The 17,216-nt window shown below is 70.2% G+C and carries 18 protein-coding genes; 10 read left to right on the forward strand and 8 right to left on the reverse strand.

What is annotated here, in order from left to right:
- Together Vau01_RS65485 and Vau01_RS51740 are read left to right on the forward strand one after the other, a co-directional pair.
- Positions 1–139 (forward strand): SAM-dependent methyltransferase (locus Vau01_RS65485; protein WP_204008903.1); only part of this gene is annotated, 139 nt, incomplete at its 5' end.
- A 4-nt stretch (positions 140–143) separates the two neighbouring features.
- On the forward strand, positions 144–2,336 hold the full coding sequence (locus Vau01_RS51740) for a putative bifunctional diguanylate cyclase/phosphodiesterase (protein ID WP_373320444.1): 2,193 nt from the start codon (positions 144–146) through the stop codon (positions 2,334–2,336).
- 36 nt (positions 2,337–2,372) lie between these two features.
- Here the strand turns inward: Vau01_RS51740 and Vau01_RS51745 are convergent, their stop codons facing one another.
- The 3 genes from Vau01_RS51745 to Vau01_RS51755 all read right to left on the reverse strand — a co-directional run bounded on the left by Vau01_RS51745 (position 2,373) and on the right by Vau01_RS51755 (position 5,825).
- Entirely contained in the window at positions 2,373–2,630 is a 258-nt protein-coding gene (locus Vau01_RS51745) for a hypothetical protein (protein WP_204008791.1), read from the reverse strand.
- 146 nt (positions 2,631–2,776) lie between these two features.
- Complete coding sequence (secA2, locus tag Vau01_RS51750) at positions 2,777–5,071, reverse strand: accessory Sec system translocase SecA2 (protein WP_204008792.1); 2,295 nt, start codon at positions 5,069–5,071, stop codon at positions 2,777–2,779.
- A gap of 10 nt (positions 5,072–5,081) precedes the next feature.
- Positions 5,082–5,825 carry a PP2C family protein-serine/threonine phosphatase gene (locus tag Vau01_RS51755; RefSeq protein ID WP_204008793.1) on the reverse strand — a complete coding sequence of 248 codons (744 nt, stop codon included), beginning with the start codon at positions 5,823–5,825 and terminating at the stop codon, positions 5,082–5,084.
- A gap of 63 nt (positions 5,826–5,888) precedes the next feature.
- Here Vau01_RS51755 and Vau01_RS51760 point away from each other — a divergent pair, with 63 nt between their 5' ends.
- Positions 5,889–6,851: a helix-turn-helix transcriptional regulator gene (locus Vau01_RS51760; RefSeq protein WP_204008794.1), complete on the forward strand. Its 963-nt coding sequence runs from the start codon at positions 5,889–5,891 to the stop codon at positions 6,849–6,851.
- Here the strand turns inward: Vau01_RS51760 and Vau01_RS51765 are convergent.
- Positions 6,828–7,931, reverse strand: coding sequence for an FAD-dependent monooxygenase (locus Vau01_RS51765; RefSeq protein WP_204008795.1), 1,104 nt, complete (start codon positions 7,929–7,931; stop codon positions 6,828–6,830). The genes Vau01_RS51760 and Vau01_RS51765 overlap by 24 nt on opposite strands.
- Positions 7,932–7,980: 49 nt before the next feature.
- Between Vau01_RS51765 and Vau01_RS51770 the strand changes: the two genes are divergently transcribed.
- Positions 7,981–8,523 (forward strand): TetR/AcrR family transcriptional regulator, encoded by a 543-nt coding sequence (locus tag Vau01_RS51770; RefSeq protein ID WP_204008797.1) that lies wholly within the window; start codon positions 7,981–7,983, stop codon positions 8,521–8,523.
- A gap of 32 nt (positions 8,524–8,555) precedes the next feature.
- On the opposite strand, the gene Vau01_RS51775 is transcribed toward Vau01_RS51770, so the two are convergent.
- On the reverse strand, positions 8,556–10,427 hold the full coding sequence (locus tag Vau01_RS51775) for an ABC transporter ATP-binding protein (protein WP_204008799.1): 1,872 nt from the start codon (positions 10,425–10,427) through the stop codon (positions 8,556–8,558).
- 96 nt (positions 10,428–10,523) lie between these two features.
- Here Vau01_RS51775 and Vau01_RS64080 point away from each other — a divergent pair, with 96 nt between their 5' ends.
- The 6 genes from Vau01_RS64080 (at position 10,524) to Vau01_RS51800 (ending at position 14,959) form a co-directional block, all read left to right on the forward strand.
- Entirely contained in the window at positions 10,524–11,123 is a 600-nt protein-coding gene (locus Vau01_RS64080; protein ID WP_239152660.1) for a sulfite oxidase-like oxidoreductase, read from the forward strand.
- The gene (locus Vau01_RS64085) at positions 11,093–11,821 is read left to right on the forward strand and encodes a ferredoxin reductase (protein WP_373320445.1); all 729 of its coding nucleotides are present in this window, start codon (positions 11,093–11,095) and stop codon (positions 11,819–11,821) included. Before Vau01_RS64080 ends, Vau01_RS64085 begins: the two co-directional genes overlap by 31 nt.
- The gene (locus Vau01_RS51785; RefSeq protein WP_204008803.1) at positions 11,821–12,081 is read left to right on the forward strand and encodes a DUF6510 family protein; all 261 of its coding nucleotides are present in this window, start codon (positions 11,821–11,823) and stop codon (positions 12,079–12,081) included. The genes Vau01_RS64085 and Vau01_RS51785 overlap by 1 nt, the downstream gene beginning before the upstream one ends.
- Positions 12,082–12,153: 72 nt before the next feature.
- Positions 12,154–13,662 (forward strand): M28 family peptidase, encoded by a 1,509-nt coding sequence (locus tag Vau01_RS51790; RefSeq protein WP_204008805.1) that lies wholly within the window; start codon positions 12,154–12,156, stop codon positions 13,660–13,662.
- Positions 13,663–13,710: 48 nt separating this feature from the next.
- Positions 13,711–14,061 carry a hypothetical protein gene (locus Vau01_RS51795; RefSeq protein WP_204008806.1) on the forward strand — a complete coding sequence of 117 codons (351 nt, stop codon included), beginning with the start codon at positions 13,711–13,713 and terminating at the stop codon, positions 14,059–14,061.
- A complete protein-coding gene (locus tag Vau01_RS51800; RefSeq protein ID WP_204008808.1) occupies positions 14,042–14,959 on the forward strand; it encodes a phosphotransferase enzyme family protein in 918 nt (305 codons plus the stop codon). Before Vau01_RS51795 ends, Vau01_RS51800 begins: the two co-directional genes overlap by 20 nt.
- On the opposite strand, the gene Vau01_RS51805 is transcribed toward Vau01_RS51800, so the two are convergent.
- The 3 genes from Vau01_RS51805 to Vau01_RS51815 are packed head-to-tail and all read right to left on the reverse strand — an operon-like array spanning position 14,930 to position 17,213.
- On the reverse strand, positions 14,930–15,913 hold the full coding sequence (locus Vau01_RS51805; RefSeq protein ID WP_204008810.1) for an ABC transporter permease: 984 nt from the start codon (positions 15,911–15,913) through the stop codon (positions 14,930–14,932). The genes Vau01_RS51800 and Vau01_RS51805 overlap by 30 nt on opposite strands.
- Positions 15,910–16,788, reverse strand: a complete 879-nt coding sequence (locus tag Vau01_RS51810; protein WP_204008812.1) for an ABC transporter ATP-binding protein — start codon at positions 16,786–16,788, stop codon at positions 15,910–15,912. Before Vau01_RS51810 ends, Vau01_RS51805 begins: the two co-directional genes overlap by 4 nt.
- The gene (locus Vau01_RS51815; RefSeq protein ID WP_204008907.1) at positions 16,785–17,213 is read right to left on the reverse strand and encodes a GntR family transcriptional regulator; all 429 of its coding nucleotides are present in this window, start codon (positions 17,211–17,213) and stop codon (positions 16,785–16,787) included. The genes Vau01_RS51810 and Vau01_RS51815 overlap by 4 nt, the downstream gene beginning before the upstream one ends.
- Positions 17,214–17,216 lie beyond the last annotated feature (3 nt).

Here is a 17,216-nt window from a genome sequence, read left to right on the forward strand (position 1 = left end):
CGCCGCGTACTTCGGGTCGTTCGAGCTGGCCGAGCCGGGCCTGGTCTTCGTCGGCCAATGGCGTCCCGAGCACGCCGACGAGCCCGATCCACATCCGGAACGGCTCGCCGGCTACGCCGGCGTAGGTCGCAAGGTCTAGCCGGGTGGGGCGAACCGACAACGTGACGAAGGCACAGCGACGCAAGCCGGCCGAGGCCGTGGCGATCGACGGCGCGGTGCCGGCGGCGAAGCCGGTGAACGGGGCACCGGCCGACCAGCTCGATCCGGCCGTCGCGAAGTTCGCCCAGCGGTGGCTGAAGGCGGTCCGCCGCATCGGTTTCGCGCCGATGGGTCCCGACGGCCTCTACGCGCTGCTCCGCGACCTGGCCGCGGCGTTCGTGCGGGCCGTGCACGACGACCCGTTCGATCCGGCGGCCGCGACCCGGATCGGTGCCGCGCTCGCCGAGGCCGGTCTCACCGATCCCGGCGTGCTCACCGCGTCGCTGTCGGTGCTGCGCAACCCGCCGCGGCTCGGCTCCGTGGAACGCCGGGCCAGCCGGATCGCCGACCTGCACGCCGGCCTCGCCGGTGGCTACGCGGCCGCGCTGCGCCGCCGTACGCTGCGCGAACAGGAGCACCTGGCGCACGCGATCACCGCGGCGCACGCCCAGGTCGAGCACCAGTTGTGGACCAGCGAGTCGCGGTTCCGGGCGCTGTTCGAGGGTGCCGCGATGGGCATCGTCCTCACCGACCTGGAAGGGCGCATCATCCAGGCCAACATCGCGCTGGCCCGGCTGCTCGGCTACCCGCTCGAGGAGCTGTACCGGCTCGAAACGCCCGACTTCCTGCACCCGGCCGACCTGCAGAGCGACCGCGACCTGTACGCCGACCTCGTGCGCGGCGACCGCGACCACCTCCGCATGGAGAAGGCCTACTTCCGCAAGGACGGCACGGTCGTCTGGACCGACCTGACGATCACGCTGCTGCGCGGCACCGACGGCAACCCCACCAACACCGTCGCGATGATCGAGGACGTCACCGACCGGCACGAGTTGGAGGAGCGGCTGCGCCACCAGGCGCTGCACGACCCGCTCACCGGGCTGCCCAACCGCACCCACTTCGCCGAGCGGCTCGCCGAGGCGTTCGCGAACCCGGACCTGGACGCGCAGGTCGGCCTCTGCTACCTCGACCTCGACGGCTTCAAGCGCATCAACGACAGCCTCGGCCACGACGTGGGCGACAAGCTGCTGGTGGCGGTGTCGCGCCGGTTGGAGCGCACGGTGTCGAACCGGGGCTACCAGGTGGCCCGCATGGGCGGCGACGAGTTCGTGATCCTCGCCGAGAAGGCCACCCTCGACGAGTTGACCGCGCTCGCCGACCAGGTGCTGTACAGCCTCGACCTGCCGGTCCGCTCCGGGCCGCACGGCATGCGCGTCTCGGCGAGCATCGGCATCGTGGTGCAGTCGGTGGGGTCGAGCGGGCCGGCCGAGATCCTCAAGGCCGCCGACCTGACGCTGTACCGGGCGAAGGCCGCCGGCCGCAGCCGCTGGGCCTGCTACGACGCCAAACTGAACGAGGCGCAGGTGGCGCGGTACGCGTTGGTGGAGAAGCTGCCCGACGCGGTGCAACGGGGCGAGTTCAGCCTGCTCTACCAGCCGCTGGTGTCGACGGCGACCGGCCGGGCCTGCGGGGTCGAGGCACTGCTGCGCTGGGACCACCCGGAGCGCGGCACGCTCTCGCCCGACGAGTTCATCGACCTGGCCGAGGAGACCGGCATCATCAGCGCGATCGGCACCTGGGTGCTGCGCGAGGCGTGCCGGCAGGGCGCGAAGTGGTGGCGGCGGTTCCCGGAGCGGTCGTTCTACGTCAGCGTCAACGTGGCCACCGCGCAGACGTACGACCCGGCGCTGGTCGGCGACGTCCTCTCGATTCTCGACGAGAGCGGCCTGCCGGCGACGTTGCTGCAGTTGGAGCTCACCGAGAGCGCGATGCTCTCCGGTGGCGGCGAACCGGTGGAGGCGCTGCGGGAGCTCGCGGCGGCCGGGATCCGGATCGCGATCGACGACTTCGGCACCGGCTACTCGAACCTGGCCTACCTGCGGACGTTGCCGGTGGCCGGGCTGAAGCTGGCCCGCCAGTTCACCGACGGCCTGGGCCGGCCGGTCGACACGCACATCGTGAAGACGCTGATAGAGCTGGCCCACGTGCTCGACCTGGCGGTGACCGCCGAGGGCGTCGAGACGCCCGACCAGCTCGCGCAGCTCAAGGCGATGAACTGTGACGTGCTGCAGGGCTGGCACCTGTCGATGCCGTTGCCCGCCGACGAGATGTCGGCGGTGTTGGAAAACGGAGGTTAGGCCTTGACGGCCTAACCTGGCGGAGCGCGGGTCAAGCTACTGGCGCACGGCCGTTACTTCCGGCAGCGCGGCGATCGCGGCCAGCGTGCGGCGGACCCAGCACATGCGCAGCACGGCGATCTCCGGGTGGTCACCGAACTCGGTGGCGACGGCGGCGGCGCATCCGTCGCTGCCGAGCCGCAGCAGCGTCTGGGTGACCGCGGCCTCGATCAGATCAGCCGTCGGCGTCTGGGACGGCTGAAGGTACGAAACGAACAGTGCTTCGATCACCAGATCATCAACCGCCCCGATCATGGCGCGACCCCCGTGACTGAGCTGTGGTGTATCACACAACAAGAATTACACGATGTAGTCCAGTTAACGCCACTGAAATCTCCGGCACGGCGTGAAGTGGTCGCAAATCGGTATAGATGTTCGACCGGGAGCCTAACAATCGCTACCTAGCGTGAAGAACTCAAGCGCCGGCCCACGGCCGCGATGAGGCGGTCGAGCTCGGAGCCGAACGGGTTCTCGTGCACCAGGTACGTCCACGTGGCGCTCGGCCGGACCATTTCGGACTCCTCCGGGTGCCAGCCGGCCTCGTCGATCTCGGCCTCTTCGAACGTCTCGATCGTCTTCTGCTCGACGGCCGGGATCAGGTCGTTGAAGAGCGGCACCGCGGCCCGGTGGAACTCGTCGAGCGGGTCGAGGCGGCCCAGCGCACGCAGATGCACGCCCTCGCGGACGTCGGCGAGCTCGGCCAGATGGTCGGTCCAGGACCGGTCGAGGTGGTACAGCGCGATCGACCGGCCGGCCTGCACGAGGACGTCGCGATCGATGTCGTCGGCCTTGACGCACTGGTCCATCAGCAGGTCGGCGGCGTCTTCGGTGCTCAGCAGCCGCTCGCGCAGGTCGGCGATCTGCTGCCGCTGCTCCTCGATCACCACGCTGTAGCGCCAGGTGTTGCGGTGGATCTCGTGGGCCACGCCCTCCGCGACCCGCTGCGCGTGCTCGACCGCGAAGTCGACCTGATCGTCTTCGACCAGGCCCTCCATGCTCATCTTCGGCATCGGCGGGATCGCCTCGGGTGCGTGCCGCACGATCAGGTCGTCTTCGAGGCTCACGAAGAACACCGAGCCGCCCGGGTCGCCCTGCCGGCCGGACCGCCCGCGGAGCTGGTTGTCGACCCGGCGGCTGTCGTGCCGCCCGGCACCGAGCACGAGCAGGCCGCCCAGTTCGGCGACCGCGTCGTAGTCGACCTGCTTGCTGCCACCGAGCCGGATGTCGACACCGCGGCCGGCCATCTGGGTCGAGACGGTGACCGCGTGGAGCGCGCCGGCCTCGGCGATGATCGCGGCTTCCTCGTCGTCGTTCTTCGCGTTGAGGACGCTCGCCGTGATGCCCTGCGCCCGCAGCAGCTCGGCGAGCTCCTCGGACTGCTTCACGTCGAGCGTGCCGACCAGCACCGGCCGGCCGACGTCGTTGCAGGCCTTGATCTCGGCGACGAGCGCCTCGTCGCGCTCGGCCTGTGCCGCGTAGATGCGGTCGGCCTCGTCGTCGCGGATGCACGGCGTGTTCGGCGGGATCATGGCCACTTCGAGCTTGAAGAACTCGCGCAGCTGGTCGCCGACGATCACCGCGGTGGCCGTCATGCCGCACACGACGCTGTAGAGCGCCACGTACGCCTGCACCGTGATCGTGTTCAGGATCTCGCCCTCGGCGGTGGCGGTGATGCCCTCCTTGGCCTCGACCGCCGCCTGCAGGCCGTCGGGCCAGCGGCGGCGCTGCGCCACCCGGCCGCGCATCTCGTCGACGAGTTCGACCTTGTCGCCCCGGACGATGTAGTCGACATCGCGCTTGAGCAGCACGTTGGCGTGCAGCGACACGTTGATCAGGGACAGCTGCTCGGCGTTGGCGCCGTCGTAGAGGTCGACGCCGCCCAGCTTCTTCTCGATGCGGGCCAGGCCCGTGTCGGTGAGCGCGACGCTGCGGTTGTCGTCGGCGATCTCGTAATCGCGACCGGGCCGCAGCATCTGGACGAGCTTCGCGGCGGCAGCGTGCCGGGTGTTCCGGGCCTGCGCCACGCCGCCGGCGAGCACCATCGGCACCCGGGCCTCGTCGATGAGGATCGAGTCGGCCTCGTCGACGATCGCGGTGGCCAGCGGACGCTGCACCCGCTCGTCGATGTCGGTGACCAGCTGGTCGCGCAGGAAGTCGAAACCGCCCTCGCTGACCGACACGTAGGTGACGTCGCAGTCGTAGGCCGCCTTGCGCTCGTCGTGGGACGAGCTCTCGTTCACCCACCCGACGGTGAGGCCGAGCAGCGTGTAGACCGGCTCCATCCACTGGGCGTCACGACGGGCCAGGTAGTCGTTGACGGTGATCACGTGCACCGGGCCGTGACCGGCCCGCACGTGCCCGTACGCGGCGATCGTCGCCGCCAGGGTCTTGCCCTCACCGGTGGCCATCTCGGCGACCCGGCCGTCGAGCATCGCCATCGCGCCGATCAGCTGGACGTCGTACGGCCGCTGGTCGAGCGCGCGCCGCGACGCCTCCCGGCCGATCGCGCAGATCTCCACGTAGCCGTCGGCCTCGCCGGCCCGCTCCGTGAGCTCCTCGTCGGTGAGCTCCTGGAGCTCGTCCTCGAGCGCGTCGATCTTCGGCAGGTGCTTCTCCAACGGCGTCAGGTCGACGGTGTGACCCGGCCGCTGGAGGAACCGGCGCATGCGGATTTTCAGGCGTGAGGACAGACCCATGCCCGCAACGCTAGCGCCCCGGCGGCCGTTCCCGCGGACCGGCTGTCACATCGGCGACGATAACCGTGATGTTGTCGGGCCCGCCGGCCTGCACCGCGAGCTTCACCAGCTGTTCGGCGCACTCCTGCGGCTCGGGGTACGACGCCATCGCGAGCGCGATCGCCTCGTCGGTGACGACGTCGCTGAGGCCGTCGCTGCACAGCATGAACCGGTCGCCGTCGCGGGCGTCGAGCGTGCCGCCGGAGATCGTCATCGGCCGGCCCTGCACCGCCTGGGTCACCAGCGACCGCTGCGGGTGCGACCGGGCCTGCAGCGGCGTGAGCGCGCCGCGGTCGACCAGCGACTGCACCAACGTGTCGTCGCGGGTCACCTGTTCGAGGGTGTTGTCGTGCAGCAGGTAGCACCGTGAGTCACCGACGTGCACCAGGCCGAGCTTGTCGGCGACGAGCATGAGCGCGGTGACCGTGGTGCCCATGCCCTCCCGCTCGGGGTGGTCGTCGACCATCTCGGCGACCTTGTTGTTGCCCTCCTTGACCGCCTCGGTGAGGGCCTCGAGGGGGTCGACGTCGGCCGGCTTGCGATCGAGTTTGGCCAGCGCCTTCACCACAACGTCGCTGGCGAGTTCACCCGCCGGCAGGCCTCCCATGCCGTCGGCGATCGCGATCACGCGTGGCCCGACGTGAAAAGAGTCCTCGTTGTTCGAACGGACCAGCCCAAGGTCGGTGACCGCGGCCGCGTGCAGAGTGACGCCCATGGGCAACACCTTGCCAAACGGCGGGCCGAGTTGTCTCTACGAACTACTACGTATCGTGAACGCATGAGGCCGGGAACCATGGTTGGGCGGGCCGCCCAGTTGGGCGAGTTCGTCGACGCATGGTCGTCCGACGGCACCCGGGTGAACGGCCGCGGTCACCGCGGCCCGCGCACCGTGATGATCACCGGTGCCACCGGGGTGGGCAAGAGTGCCCTGGTCGCGGCCGCCCTCGACGCGTTCGCCCCGGCGCCCTCGGTGGTGCTCAGCGGCACCGCCCGGGTGCACACGCCGGCACCGTACGACTGGCTCGCCGCCGTTCTCACCGGACGCGAGACCGGTGACCTGCCGGTTCCGGACGACGCGCTGGCCTGGTTGGCCCAGCACCCCGACGCGCCACGGGAGCGGTACGCGCCCGGTGCCCTGCTGCGACTCGCCGTCACGGTGGTGCGGGCCCTGGTCGGATCCGGGCCGGGCGTGCTCGTCGTGGAGGACCTGCACGCCCTCGACCCGGCGAGCCTCAACCTGATCGGCGAGCTGGCCGTCGTCCCCGATCTGCCCGCCCTGCTCGTGGTGACCAGCCAGCCGCCGGACGCGGCGGTCTCCCCCGACATGGTCGCCCGCACCATCGCGCGGCTGGCCGGCACGCCCGGCGCCGTACGGCAACACCTCGGCCCGCTCGGCCCCGACGAGGTGGCCACGGTGCTGGCCGACCGGGTCGGTCGGGCGGTGGCGCCGGAGGTGGTGGCGGCCGGGATGCGGCACAGCGACGGCAACCCGTACCGGCTGCTGGAGTGGCTGGCCGCCGGTGGGGCCGCCGCCGAGACGGTCACCGCCGAGCTGCCCGAGCTGACCGCCCGCGAACTCGAGGTGCTGTCGTGCCTGGCCGAAGGCATGTCGAACAAGCAGGTGGCGCGCTCGCTCGGCATCTCGATCCGCACGGTGACGGTGCACGTGTCGAACCTGCTGCGCAAGACCCGGTCGACCTCGCGCACCGAGGCGGCACTATGGGCGCTCCGCCACCGGTAACGTCGGCGGACGCCAGTCGGCGGTCTTCACGGCGTTCGCCAGCGCCACCCGGTGAGGCGTCGCGCGGAGAATGGCGTCGCGCAGCGTGCTGGTCACGCGTCCCCTCGCATTGAGCACGACCCCGGCGCGCCGCGAGTTGCGGACGTAGCGTGCCGCGCGCGGCCGCCGCGCGGCGTCGTATCGGGCGAGCCCGTCCTGTGCGCCGGCCTCCGCGACCAGGGTGACCGCGTCTTCCAGGGCCTGCGCCGCGCCCTGCCCGAGGTTCGGGGTCATCGCGTGGGCGGCGTCGCCGAGCAGGGCGATGCGGTTCCCGTAGGCCATCGGCGGCACGGGGTCGAGGTCGGCAAGCTGGTGGTGCAGGAGTTGCCCGGGTCGCGTGGCGGCGATCAGGGCGGAGATCGGGTCGTGCCAGTTCTGGAAACGCTTCGTCAGCTCTTCTAGTTGATCTTCGCTCGGGGTGGTTCGCAGCGGGCCCGGCCCGGCGGCGTACCAGTAGGTCTGGCCGTGGCCGACCGGCGCCGTGCCGAACCGCCACCCCCGGCCGAGCGTCTCCCCACCCGGCTGCCCGACGGTGTCGACGGGCACGATCGCCCGCCAGGCGACCTGCCCGCTGTCGCGCACGGCGACCTGCGGGGCGAGTTCCCTGCGCAGAACGCTGTTGATGCCATCGGCGACGACGATCAGATCGCCCTCGTCGGGGATCGTTGTGACCTCGGTGCCGGTGTGCACCTCGGTCTGCGGGTCGAGCGCGTTCTCGAGCGCGCGGTGCAGGGTGGCCCGGTGGATCGTCATCGCGGGGACGCCGAGCCGTTCCTCGATATCCGCGGCACGGATCCGCGAAAGCCAGGTCCCATCGCTACGCCGCACGCCGCCGTCACCCGGGACGCTGTTCTTCCGGATCTCCTCGCCGAGCCCGAGCGCGCCGAGAGCGTGAACCGCGTTGGGCCACAGCAAAATGCCGGCGCCGGCCGCGGTCAACTGCGGTTGACGCTCGTAGACGGTGACCCGCCACCCCGCCCGACCGAAGCCGATCGCCGCAGCCAGCCCACCGATCCCTCCTCCGACGATCACCGCATGCATGCCTCTGCCCTCCTTCTTGGCCGGAACGCTACACCTGTAGCATGATCGAATGAGCATTGGTGACGCGGATCGCAAGGTGCTGATCGCCGACGCCGCGATCGATGTCCTCGGCCGCGACGGCTTGCGGTCGCTGACCCACCGCGCGGTCGACGCACGGGCGGGGCTGCCGCAGGGCACGTGCAGCTATCACCACCGGACGCGCAGGTCACTGCTGGCGGCGGCCTTGAACCGAATAGCGGACCTGGACCGCGCCGACACGGCTCCGGCCCCGGCGGGCGATGTGCTCGACCAGGCTGTCGCGGTGCTGGGCAGGTGGCTGGGGCCGGGCCGGGTACGCACGCGGGCCAGGCTCGTGCTGATGCTGGATGCCGAGGCAAGGCGCGATCTTGGCGACGAAGCCGCCCGCCTGGCCGGCGACTTCGTCGCCGAAGCCACCACCACGATCGGCGACGCGCGAAAGGCCCGTCTCCTGGTAGCACTGCTCGACGGCGTGGTGGCGGACGACCTGATCCGCGGAACGGATGACCCGCCCAGCCCCGGAGACCTACGAGCCCGGGTGGCGGCCGTGTTCACCGCCGTATCCGCGGCCTGAGCCCTGCGCACGGCCCACCGGGGCGTGCGCGGTTATACCGGGAGGGGTTGTTCGAACTGGGTGCGGTAGAGCTCTTCGTACCGACCACCGGCGGCGAGCAGGTCGGCGTGGGTTCCGCGTTCTGCGATGCGACCGTTCTCGATGACCAGGATCTGGTCGGCGGCGCGGACGGTGGAGAGGCGGTGGGCGATCACCAGGGCGGTGCGACCGGCGAGGGCTTCGCCCAGGGCGGCCTGCACGGCCGCCTCGGACGTCGAGTCGAGGTGGGCGGTGGCCTCGTCGAGGATGACGACCTTCGGGCGGGCCAGGAGCAGGCGGGCGATCGTGAGGCGTTGGCGTTCGCCGCCGGAGAGGCGGTAGCCGCGTTCGCCGACCACCGTGTCGAGGCCGTCGGGGAGGGACTTGATCAGGGTGTCGAGCCGGGATCGGCGTAGCGCGTCCCACAGGTCGGTTTCGGAGGCGGTGGGGTTGGCGAACAGCAGGTTGTACCGCACGGACTCGTGGAACAGGTGGCCGTCCTGGGTGACCATGCCCAGCGTGGCCCGGATCGAGTCGCCGGTGAGGTCGCGTACGTCGACCCCGGCCAGGCGGATCGCGCCCGCCTCTGCGTCGTAGAGACGCGGCACCAGCGAGGCGATCGTCGACTTGCCGGCACCGGACGAGCCCACCAGCGCCACCAACTGCCCCGGCTCGACGGTGAACGACACGTCGTGCAGCACCGGGCTGCCGCCCCGGGCGTCGAGGACGGCCACCTCCTCCAGCGAGGCCAGCGACACCTTGTCGGCGGCCGGGTAGCTGAACGAGACGTCGTCGAACTCGACCGACACCGGCTCGTCGGGCACCGGCCCGGCCGTGGGCTTCTCCTCGATGAGCGGCTTGAGGTCGAGGATCTCGAACACCCGCTCGAAGCTGACCAGCGCACTCATCACCTCGACGCGCGCACTGGCCAGCGCGGTGAGCGGTGCGTACAGGCGGGTGAGCAGCAGCGCCAGCGCCACCACGGAGCCGGCGTCGAGCCGGTTCTGCAGCGCGAACCAGCCGCCCAGCCCGTAGACGAGCGCCAGCGCGAGCGCCGACACGAGCGTCAGTGCCGTGATGAAGATCCACTGGACCATCGCGGTGCGCACCCCGATGTCGCGCACTCGGCGGGCCCGCGCCGCGAACTCGGCCGACTCCTGCGCCGGCCGCCCGTACAACTTGACGAGCGTGGCGCCGGGCGCGGAGAACCGCTCGGTCATCTGGGTGCCCATCGCGGCGTTGTGGTCGGCCGCCTCGCGCTCGAGCCCGGCCAGCCGGGACCCGATGCGCCGCGCCGGCAGCACGAACACCGGCAGCAGCACCAGCGCGAGCACCGTGATCTGCCACGAGATGCGCAGCATCACCGCGAGCGTGAGGGCGAGCATGACCAGGTTGCCGACCACGCCGCTCAGCGTGTCGCTGAACGCACGCTGTGCACCGATGACGTCGTTGTTGAGCCGGCTGACCAGCGCGCCGGTGCGCGTCCGCGTGAAAAATGCCACCGGCATGCGCTGGACGTGATCGAAGACGGTGGTGCGCAGGTCGAGAATCAGCCCCTCACCGATGCTCGCCGACAGCCACCGGTTGGCCACGCTGCCGGCGGCCTCGGCCACCGCGATGACCGCGATCACCGCCGCGAGGAGCACCACCGTGTCGCTGGACGCACCACTGACGATCTCGTCGACCACCCGGCCGGCGAGCACCGGCGTGGCCACCGCGAGCAGCGCACCGACGATGCTGAGCAGGAGAAACAGCGCCAGGTACCGCTTGTGCGGCCGGGCGAACGCCGCGATGCGCCGCAGCGTGGCCCGCGAGAACGGGCGCCTGTCCTGTTGCGCGGTCATCGCACTGTAGAGCGAATTCCACGCGGCCATCTCCATGCTCATGCGAACGTCCTATCAGCAGCCACCGACATTTTCGCCGGACTACAGCCTCCAAGCTCAACAATGGTTGAGGTCAAGGGGCGTGATAAGAACAGTGACGTGAGCATCGTTTCGCCCGGGTTCTCGGGTCGCCGCCGGTCGGCCGACGACAGGCTGCCACCGGGCCAGTACCTGACGCACGACTTCCCGGTGCTGTCGGCGGGCCCGACGCAGCGGGTCACCACCGCACAGTGGGAGTTCACCATCACCACCGAGGCCGGGCAGGCGCACCGCTGGTCATGGTCCGATCTCATGAGCCTCACCAGCGAAGAGATCACCACCGACATCCACTGCGTCACCAAGTGGTCGAAACTCGGCACCACCTGGCGCGGCGTGCCTCTCGACACGTTCTTCGAAGACATCGACACGGCCGCCGACTACGCGCTGGCCTACTCGTACGGCGGCTACACCACGAACCTGCCGCTCGACGACCTGCTCGACAACCGCTCCTGGATCACCTGGGAGTTCGAGGGCGAGCCGCTCACCCCCGAGCACGGCGGGCCGGTCCGGCTGCTCGTCCCGCATCTGTACTTCTGGAAGTCGGCGAAGTGGATCCGGGGCCTCCGGCTGGCGTTCGAGGACGAACCCGGGTTCTGGGAGAGCGTCGGCTACCACGAGTACGGCGACCCGTGGCGCGAGCAGAGGTACCAGGGCGATTGAGAACGTCATGGCGAGTGGGCACGCTGACGTCCGTCCACGATGAGACCGCAACGGCACGGACCCTCGTGCTCGACGTCCCCGACTGGCCCGGCCACGTCGCGGGCCAGCATGTCGACGTCCGGCTCACCGCGCCCGACGGCTACCGCGCGCAGCGGAGCTACTCGCTCGCCGCGCCGGCGAACGGCGACCGCCTCGAACTCACCGTGCAGCACGTCGACGACGGCGAGGTCAGCGACTACCTCACGAAGACCTACGCGGTGGGCGACCCGGTGGAGGTGCGCGGACCGGTCGGCGGCTGGTTCGTCTGGCGGCCGACGCAGCCGGAACCGGTGCTGCTGGTGGCGGGCGGCTCCGGCGTCGTGCCGCTGATGGCGATGATCCGGGCCCGCGCCGCGGCGGGCAGCCGGGCGCCGTTCCGCCTGATCTACTCCGCACGATCGAAGAGCGAACTGATCTTCGGTGACGAGCTGCGCACGCGCGCCCGCGACGACCGCGGCCTCGATGTCTCCTATGTTTTCACCCGGGAACCGGAGCGGAAACGCATCACGCTCGCCGACGTCAACTCGCACGGCTGGCCGGCCGACCTGCAGCCGATGTGCTTCGTCTGCGGGCCGACGGGCTTCGTCGAAACGGTGGCCGACATGCTGGTGGCACTCGGCCACGATCCCCGCCGGGTAAAGACCGAAAGGTTCGGATGATGAGCGACCACCTCGACGGCAACGACATGCTGGGCGGGCTCGCCGAGATCTTCGCGGTCGACCTGAGCACCGCGACGGCGCCGTGCGCGAACTGCCGGCAGGTGAACGTGGTGGCCGAACTGCGGGTCTACGGCGGCCCGAACGCGCCGGGGCTGGTGGCCCGCTGCCCCGGCTGCGAGCACGTGGCGCTGCGACTGGTGCGCGGGCCGGAGTCGGCGTGGCTCGAGGTCACCAGCACTTTGCGCATATCGATGGGATGACCTGTTCGACAGCTTCCTCAGCGGGTGCGTGCGCGGTTACGGTACGCGCACCGCGTCCATCGAGGAGGCTCCATGAATCTTGCCAGAGCCACAGTCGCAGTCGGTTTAGCGGTCGTCACAACGACCCTTGTCGCCGCATCGCCGGCAAACGCCGCGCCACCGGACATCTCGCTCGCCAGCGTCAAGGCACACCTCACCCAGTTGCAGAGCATCGCCACCGCCAACGGCGGCAACCGCGCGCACGGTAGGCCCGGTTACCTCGCGTCGGTCAACTACATCAAGGGCATATTGGACGCCGCGGGCTTCAGCACCGTCGTGCAGAGCTTCACGACGAGCGGGGCCACCGGCTACAACCTCATCGCCGACTGGCCCGGCGGTGACCCGAACCAGGTCCTGATGACCGGTGCGCACCTCGACAGCGTCACGGCCGGGCCGGGCATCAACGACAACGGGTCGGGGTCGGCCTCGATCCTCGCGGTGGCGCAGGCGGTCGCCGCCACCGGATTCGCGCCCGGCAAGCACCTGCGGTTCGCGTGGTGGGGCGCAGAGGAACTGGGGCTGCGCGGGTCGCAGTTCTACGTCAACAACCTGCCCGCCGCCGAACGGACGAAGATCAAGGGCTACCTGAACTTCGACATGGTCGGCTCACCGAACCCGGGCTACTTCGTCTACGACGGCGACAACTCGGCCGGCACCGGCGCGGGACCGGGACCGGCCGGGTCGACCCAGATCGAGCAGGTGATCCGGGCCAAGTTCACGGCGCTCGGCGTCACCATGGACGACACCGACTTCGACGGGCGCTCGGACTACGGCCCGTTCATCGCGGTCGGCATCCCCGCCGGTGGCACGTTCACCGGTGCCGAGGGCATCAAGTCCAGTTCGCAGGCGTCGCGCTGGGGCGGCACGGCGGGGCAGGCGTTCGACGTCTGCTACCACCGGTCGTGCGACACCTCGTCGAACATCAATGACACCGCGCTCGACCGCAACGCCGACGCGATCGCCCACGCCGTGTGGACGCTGAGCGAGGTACCGCCGACCGGCACGACCATCTACAGCGACACGTTCGAGACGGCCACCGGCTGGACCGTGAACCCCGCGTCCACCGACACCGCCACGACGGGCATGTGGGAACGCGGCAACCCGGGCGGCACCTCGTCGGGCACCACCACCACGCAACTCGACGCGACGGTGAGCGGCGTGAACGCGCTCGTGACGGGCGCCGCGGCCGGCGCGTCAGCCGGTGCGAACGACCTCGACGGCGGAACGACGACCGTGCAGAGCCCCACCATCGCGCTGCCGGCCGGTGCGACGCTGCGGCTGTCGTTCCAGTACTACCTGGCGCACCTGAACAACGCGTCGAGCGCCGACTTCGTCCGCGTGCGGGTGGTCGGGTCGACGTCGACCACCGTGCTGACGGTCACCGGCGCGGCCTCGAACCGGTCCGCCGCCTGGACATCGTCCAGTGTGGACATTTCCGCGTTCGCGGGCCAGACCGTGCGCGTGGTGGTGGAAGCCGCCGACGCCGGCACGGCCAGCCTGGTCGAAGCCGCCGTGGACGACGTCACCATCGTCCGGCTGTAACCGGCGCTGCCCGGTTACCCGCCCGCACCGGGTGGGTAACCGGGCAGAATGGCGAAGTATCTGTTGAACGACGCGGCCGTGGCCAAGGCCCGGCGTCTGATCGACGCCAGGCAGTACGTTCTGAACAGCGACTGGGGCGACGTGCAACCCGACGCCGAGGCCCAGAACGCGTTCCTGAAGAACCACTCGTGGGACGAGTACGCGGAGTGGCACCTCGGCCTCACCGACGGTGCCAACGACGAGACCAAGGCGCGGTACGCGTTCGTGTACGGCGACCTGCGGCGCATCCACCGCACCGGGCTGATCGCCTGTGTGTACCGGGCGTCGGAGTGGCGGCACAAGGACATCGAACTGGCCGCCCACGAACTCCTCCAGTATCTTGACCAACATACTGCTTGAGGATCTGGGCGACCTCGTGTCGCAAGGGTGGGGAATCGAGGCGACGGGCGTGCGCCGGCGCACCGGCGGCCTCGACCCGAACGCGAGCACCTACGAACTCACGGCCGGCGACGGCGGGCGCTACTTCGTGAAGCTGCGGTCGGTGCCGACGTCGGTCGCCGTTCCCCAGTATCTGCACCGGAACGGGATCGCCGCCGTGGTGGCGCCGATCGGCGCGCCATTCACCACCGACGGCGGAACCCAGGTGCTGCTGTACCCGTTCGTCGACGGCACCGACTGCTGGGCCACCGGGTTCAGCGACGAGCAGTACGAGGCGTACGGCCGCATTCTGGCCGCCGTCCACGCGGCCGGCGCGCCGCCCGACGTACCGGCGGAGACGTTCGACCCACCGTCGATCGGCCTTCTTCGTTCGCTCGACGAACGGGTCGCTGCCGACGATGAACTCAGCGAACTGTGGCGCGCTCACGACCGTCTCATAAGATCTTTGCTCGAACGCGCGGAGGAGTTGAGAGCCGCGGCCGGTGGCACCGAACGCGTGCTGTGTCACGCCGACATCCACACCGGCAACGTGCTGGCGGGAGCCGACGGTTCACTGTCCATTGTGGACTGGGATGCGCCGGTGCTCGCCCCGCGCGAACGCGACCTCATGTTCCTGCTGGCCGGCCCGTGGGGCGAACAACCCGTCACGGAGCACCGCAAAGCGTTGTTCCACAAGGGTTACGGCCGGTACGAGGTGCACCGGCCGACCCTGGACTACTACCACGTCGAGCGCATCGTCGACGACCTCGGCCAGTTCGCGCTCAGCGTCCTCGACCCGGCCACCGACGAGGAGACGCGGCGCACGGCGCTCTACTGGCTGCGCCGCAACCTAGGAGAGACGGTGGCGCACCCGGCGTAGCGCGGCGTACAGCAGAGCGACCGACAGCACCACGAAGATGCCGAGCTCCACCCACTGGAACGGCCAGAACCGGTCGCCGGGCTGGTACGTCCACTGGTTGTAGGCGCCCTCACCCATGTCGCCGCACGGGCCGCCGCCCCGGCTGCCGGGGGCGGCAGTGCAGTATCCGATGCCGCCGGACTGCGCCAGGGTCCCGTCGGCCCGGTGCATGCCGGTCGTCGTGATCCAGCTACCCCCTCCCGGGTTCGGCACGATGCGCTCGGTGCTGGCGACGAGCGCGGTCTTCGTCTCCTCGCCCTGGATGTTGGGCCGGACGAGGACCGCGACCACGATCCGCACGAGCAGGAACACCACGAGCGTCGTCGTCATCGCCGACAGCATCTTCGGCAGCACCGTGCCCGCGAAGACCCCGATCGCGACGGCGAACAGCGTGTACGCGATCGGCACCACGCCCTGCTGGTCGAAGAAGATGTAGCCGAACCGCTCCGAGACCGTGTTGTTGAGCGGCTCCATCCACCAGTTGACGAGCAACGTGTAGACGGCGCTCAGCGCCACCACCGTCACGGTGATCAGCCCGAACTTGGTGACCGCCCACCGCCGACGGGTGATGCCCTGTGTCCACACGAGACGGTGGGTGCCCTGCTCGACCTCGCGGGCCACCAGTGGCGCGCCCCAGAACAGGCCGATCAGCAGTGGTAGCACCAGCAACAGGATCCCGGCGAACGCCCAGGACTCGTACTTGTCGTTGAGGGTGTTGGCGAGCTTCTCGCAGGTTTCCGCCTTCTCCATCGGGATGAAGTCGGCGTTCCCCAACGTGTCGAGGCACTTCGAGTAGGCGGCGCTGGCCTTGTGCGACGAGCGGCCGGTGGGGACCAGAACGAGGGCCAGCACCGCCAGGCCGATGACGCCGGCCAGCAACTGCTTGCGGTGCTGCCGCCAGACCAACCAGATCACGGCCGCACCCCCACCGGTCCCGAGAATGCTCCTTCGTTGGCGAGGTACGCCAGCACGAGGTCCTCCAGGTTCACGTCGTGGACCGTCCACTGTGGATCGATCGGGGTGACGTTCGGGTCGTAGCCGCGCACCAGCAGCGTCGCCTGCCGGTTGGTGCGGCGCTCCTGCACCACGGTGAGACCGTGCGCCTCGATGTCGGCCGGGCCGATCAGCACCCGGTGGTCGGCGATCAGCTCGTCGACGCCGCCGACCACCTGCACCTGGCTGTGGTTGAGCACGATCAGGTAGTCGCAGACCCGTTCCAGGTCGCCGAGCAGGTGCGACGACAGCAGCACCGTGGTGCCCTCGTCGGCGACGCCGCCCATCAGCGACTGCAGGAACTCCCGACGCGCCAACGGGTCGAGGCTCGCGACCGGTTCGTCGAGCAGGAGCAGCCGCGGCCGCTTGGCGAACGCGAGCGTCAGGGCGACCTGGGCCCGCTGGCCGCCGGACATCTTGCCGACCGCGCGGTCCATCGCGATGCCGAGGTGCGCGAGCCGCTCCTTAGCCAGGGCGACGTCGAACGAGCGGTTGAGGCGGCGACCCAGCTCGATGAGCTCGGTCGGGGAGAAGTCGCGGTACAACGGCGTGTCCTGCGCGACGAAGCCGACGTGCGCGAGGCTTCCGGCCGGCGAGTCACCGAAGACCGTCACCGTGCCGGCCGACGGTTGCAGCAGCCCGACCATCAGGTGGAGCAGCGTGCTCTTGCCTGCTCCGTTCGGGCCGACGAGCGCGGCGATGCGCCCGGCCGGCAACTGCAACGTGCAGTCGCGCAGCGCCCAGTTCTTCCCGTACCGCCTGCCGAGGCCGGCCGTCTCCACTGCGTTTCCGGTCACGCTATCTCCCGTCCGGCGTCGTGTTGCCGTTGTTCGTTCTCCGGTTGTTGAAACGTGGCACGCATCGTCGTCTCCACGATGGCGACGATGTCCTCGCGGTCGAGGCCGGCGCCGCGGGCCTTGCGCAGCCACGCCTCCAGCCCGCGCCGCAGCGACGCCTGGTTCGCGAGCGACGGCCCGGCGAGCGACCGCTTCACGAACGTGCCGACGCCCGGCCGGCCCTCCACGAGCCCTTCGATCTCCAGTTGGCGGTAGGCCTTCGACACCGTGTTGGGGTTGATCGCCAACGCCTCCGCGACGTCACGCACCTTCGGCAACTGGTCGCCGGCGCCGAGCATCCCGGTACGCAGTGACTGCTTGACCTGTTGCACGAGCTGCATGTAGGTGGCGACCTTCGAGTGGCCGTCCAGGTGGAACTCGATCAATCC

The sequence above is a fragment of the Virgisporangium aurantiacum genome (genome assembly GCF_016863635.1).
Taxonomy (GTDB): Bacteria; Actinomycetota; Actinomycetes; order Mycobacteriales; family Micromonosporaceae; genus Virgisporangium; species Virgisporangium aurantiacum.

Excerpts from the sequence above, each read along its gene's own strand:
- Vau01_RS51790 (WP_204008805.1), top strand. The coding sequence starts at position 12,154 with ATGAATCTTGCCAGAGCCACAGTCGCAGTCGGTTTAGCGGTCGTCACA.
- Vau01_RS51745 (WP_204008791.1), bottom strand. The coding sequence starts at position 2,630 with ATGATCGGGGCGGTTGATGATCTGGTGATCGAAGCACTGTTCGTTTCG.
- Vau01_RS51760 (WP_204008794.1), top strand. The coding sequence starts at position 5,889 with ATGAGGCCGGGAACCATGGTTGGGCGGGCCGCCCAGTTGGGCGAGTTC.
- Vau01_RS51785 (WP_204008803.1), top strand. The coding sequence starts at position 11,821 with ATGAGCGACCACCTCGACGGCAACGACATGCTGGGCGGGCTCGCCGAG.
- Vau01_RS51765 (WP_204008795.1), bottom strand. The coding sequence starts at position 7,931 with ATGCATGCGGTGATCGTCGGAGGAGGGATCGGTGGGCTGGCTGCGGCG.
- Vau01_RS51755 (WP_204008793.1), bottom strand. The coding sequence starts at position 5,825 with ATGGGCGTCACTCTGCACGCGGCCGCGGTCACCGACCTTGGGCTGGTC.
- Vau01_RS51775 (WP_204008799.1), bottom strand. The coding sequence starts at position 10,427 with ATGAGCATGGAGATGGCCGCGTGGAATTCGCTCTACAGTGCGATGACC.
- Vau01_RS51770 (WP_204008797.1), top strand. The coding sequence starts at position 7,981 with ATGAGCATTGGTGACGCGGATCGCAAGGTGCTGATCGCCGACGCCGCG.
- secA2 (WP_204008792.1), bottom strand. The coding sequence starts at position 5,071 with ATGGGTCTGTCCTCACGCCTGAAAATCCGCATGCGCCGGTTCCTCCAG.
- Vau01_RS51795 (WP_204008806.1), top strand. The coding sequence starts at position 13,711 with ATGGCGAAGTATCTGTTGAACGACGCGGCCGTGGCCAAGGCCCGGCGT.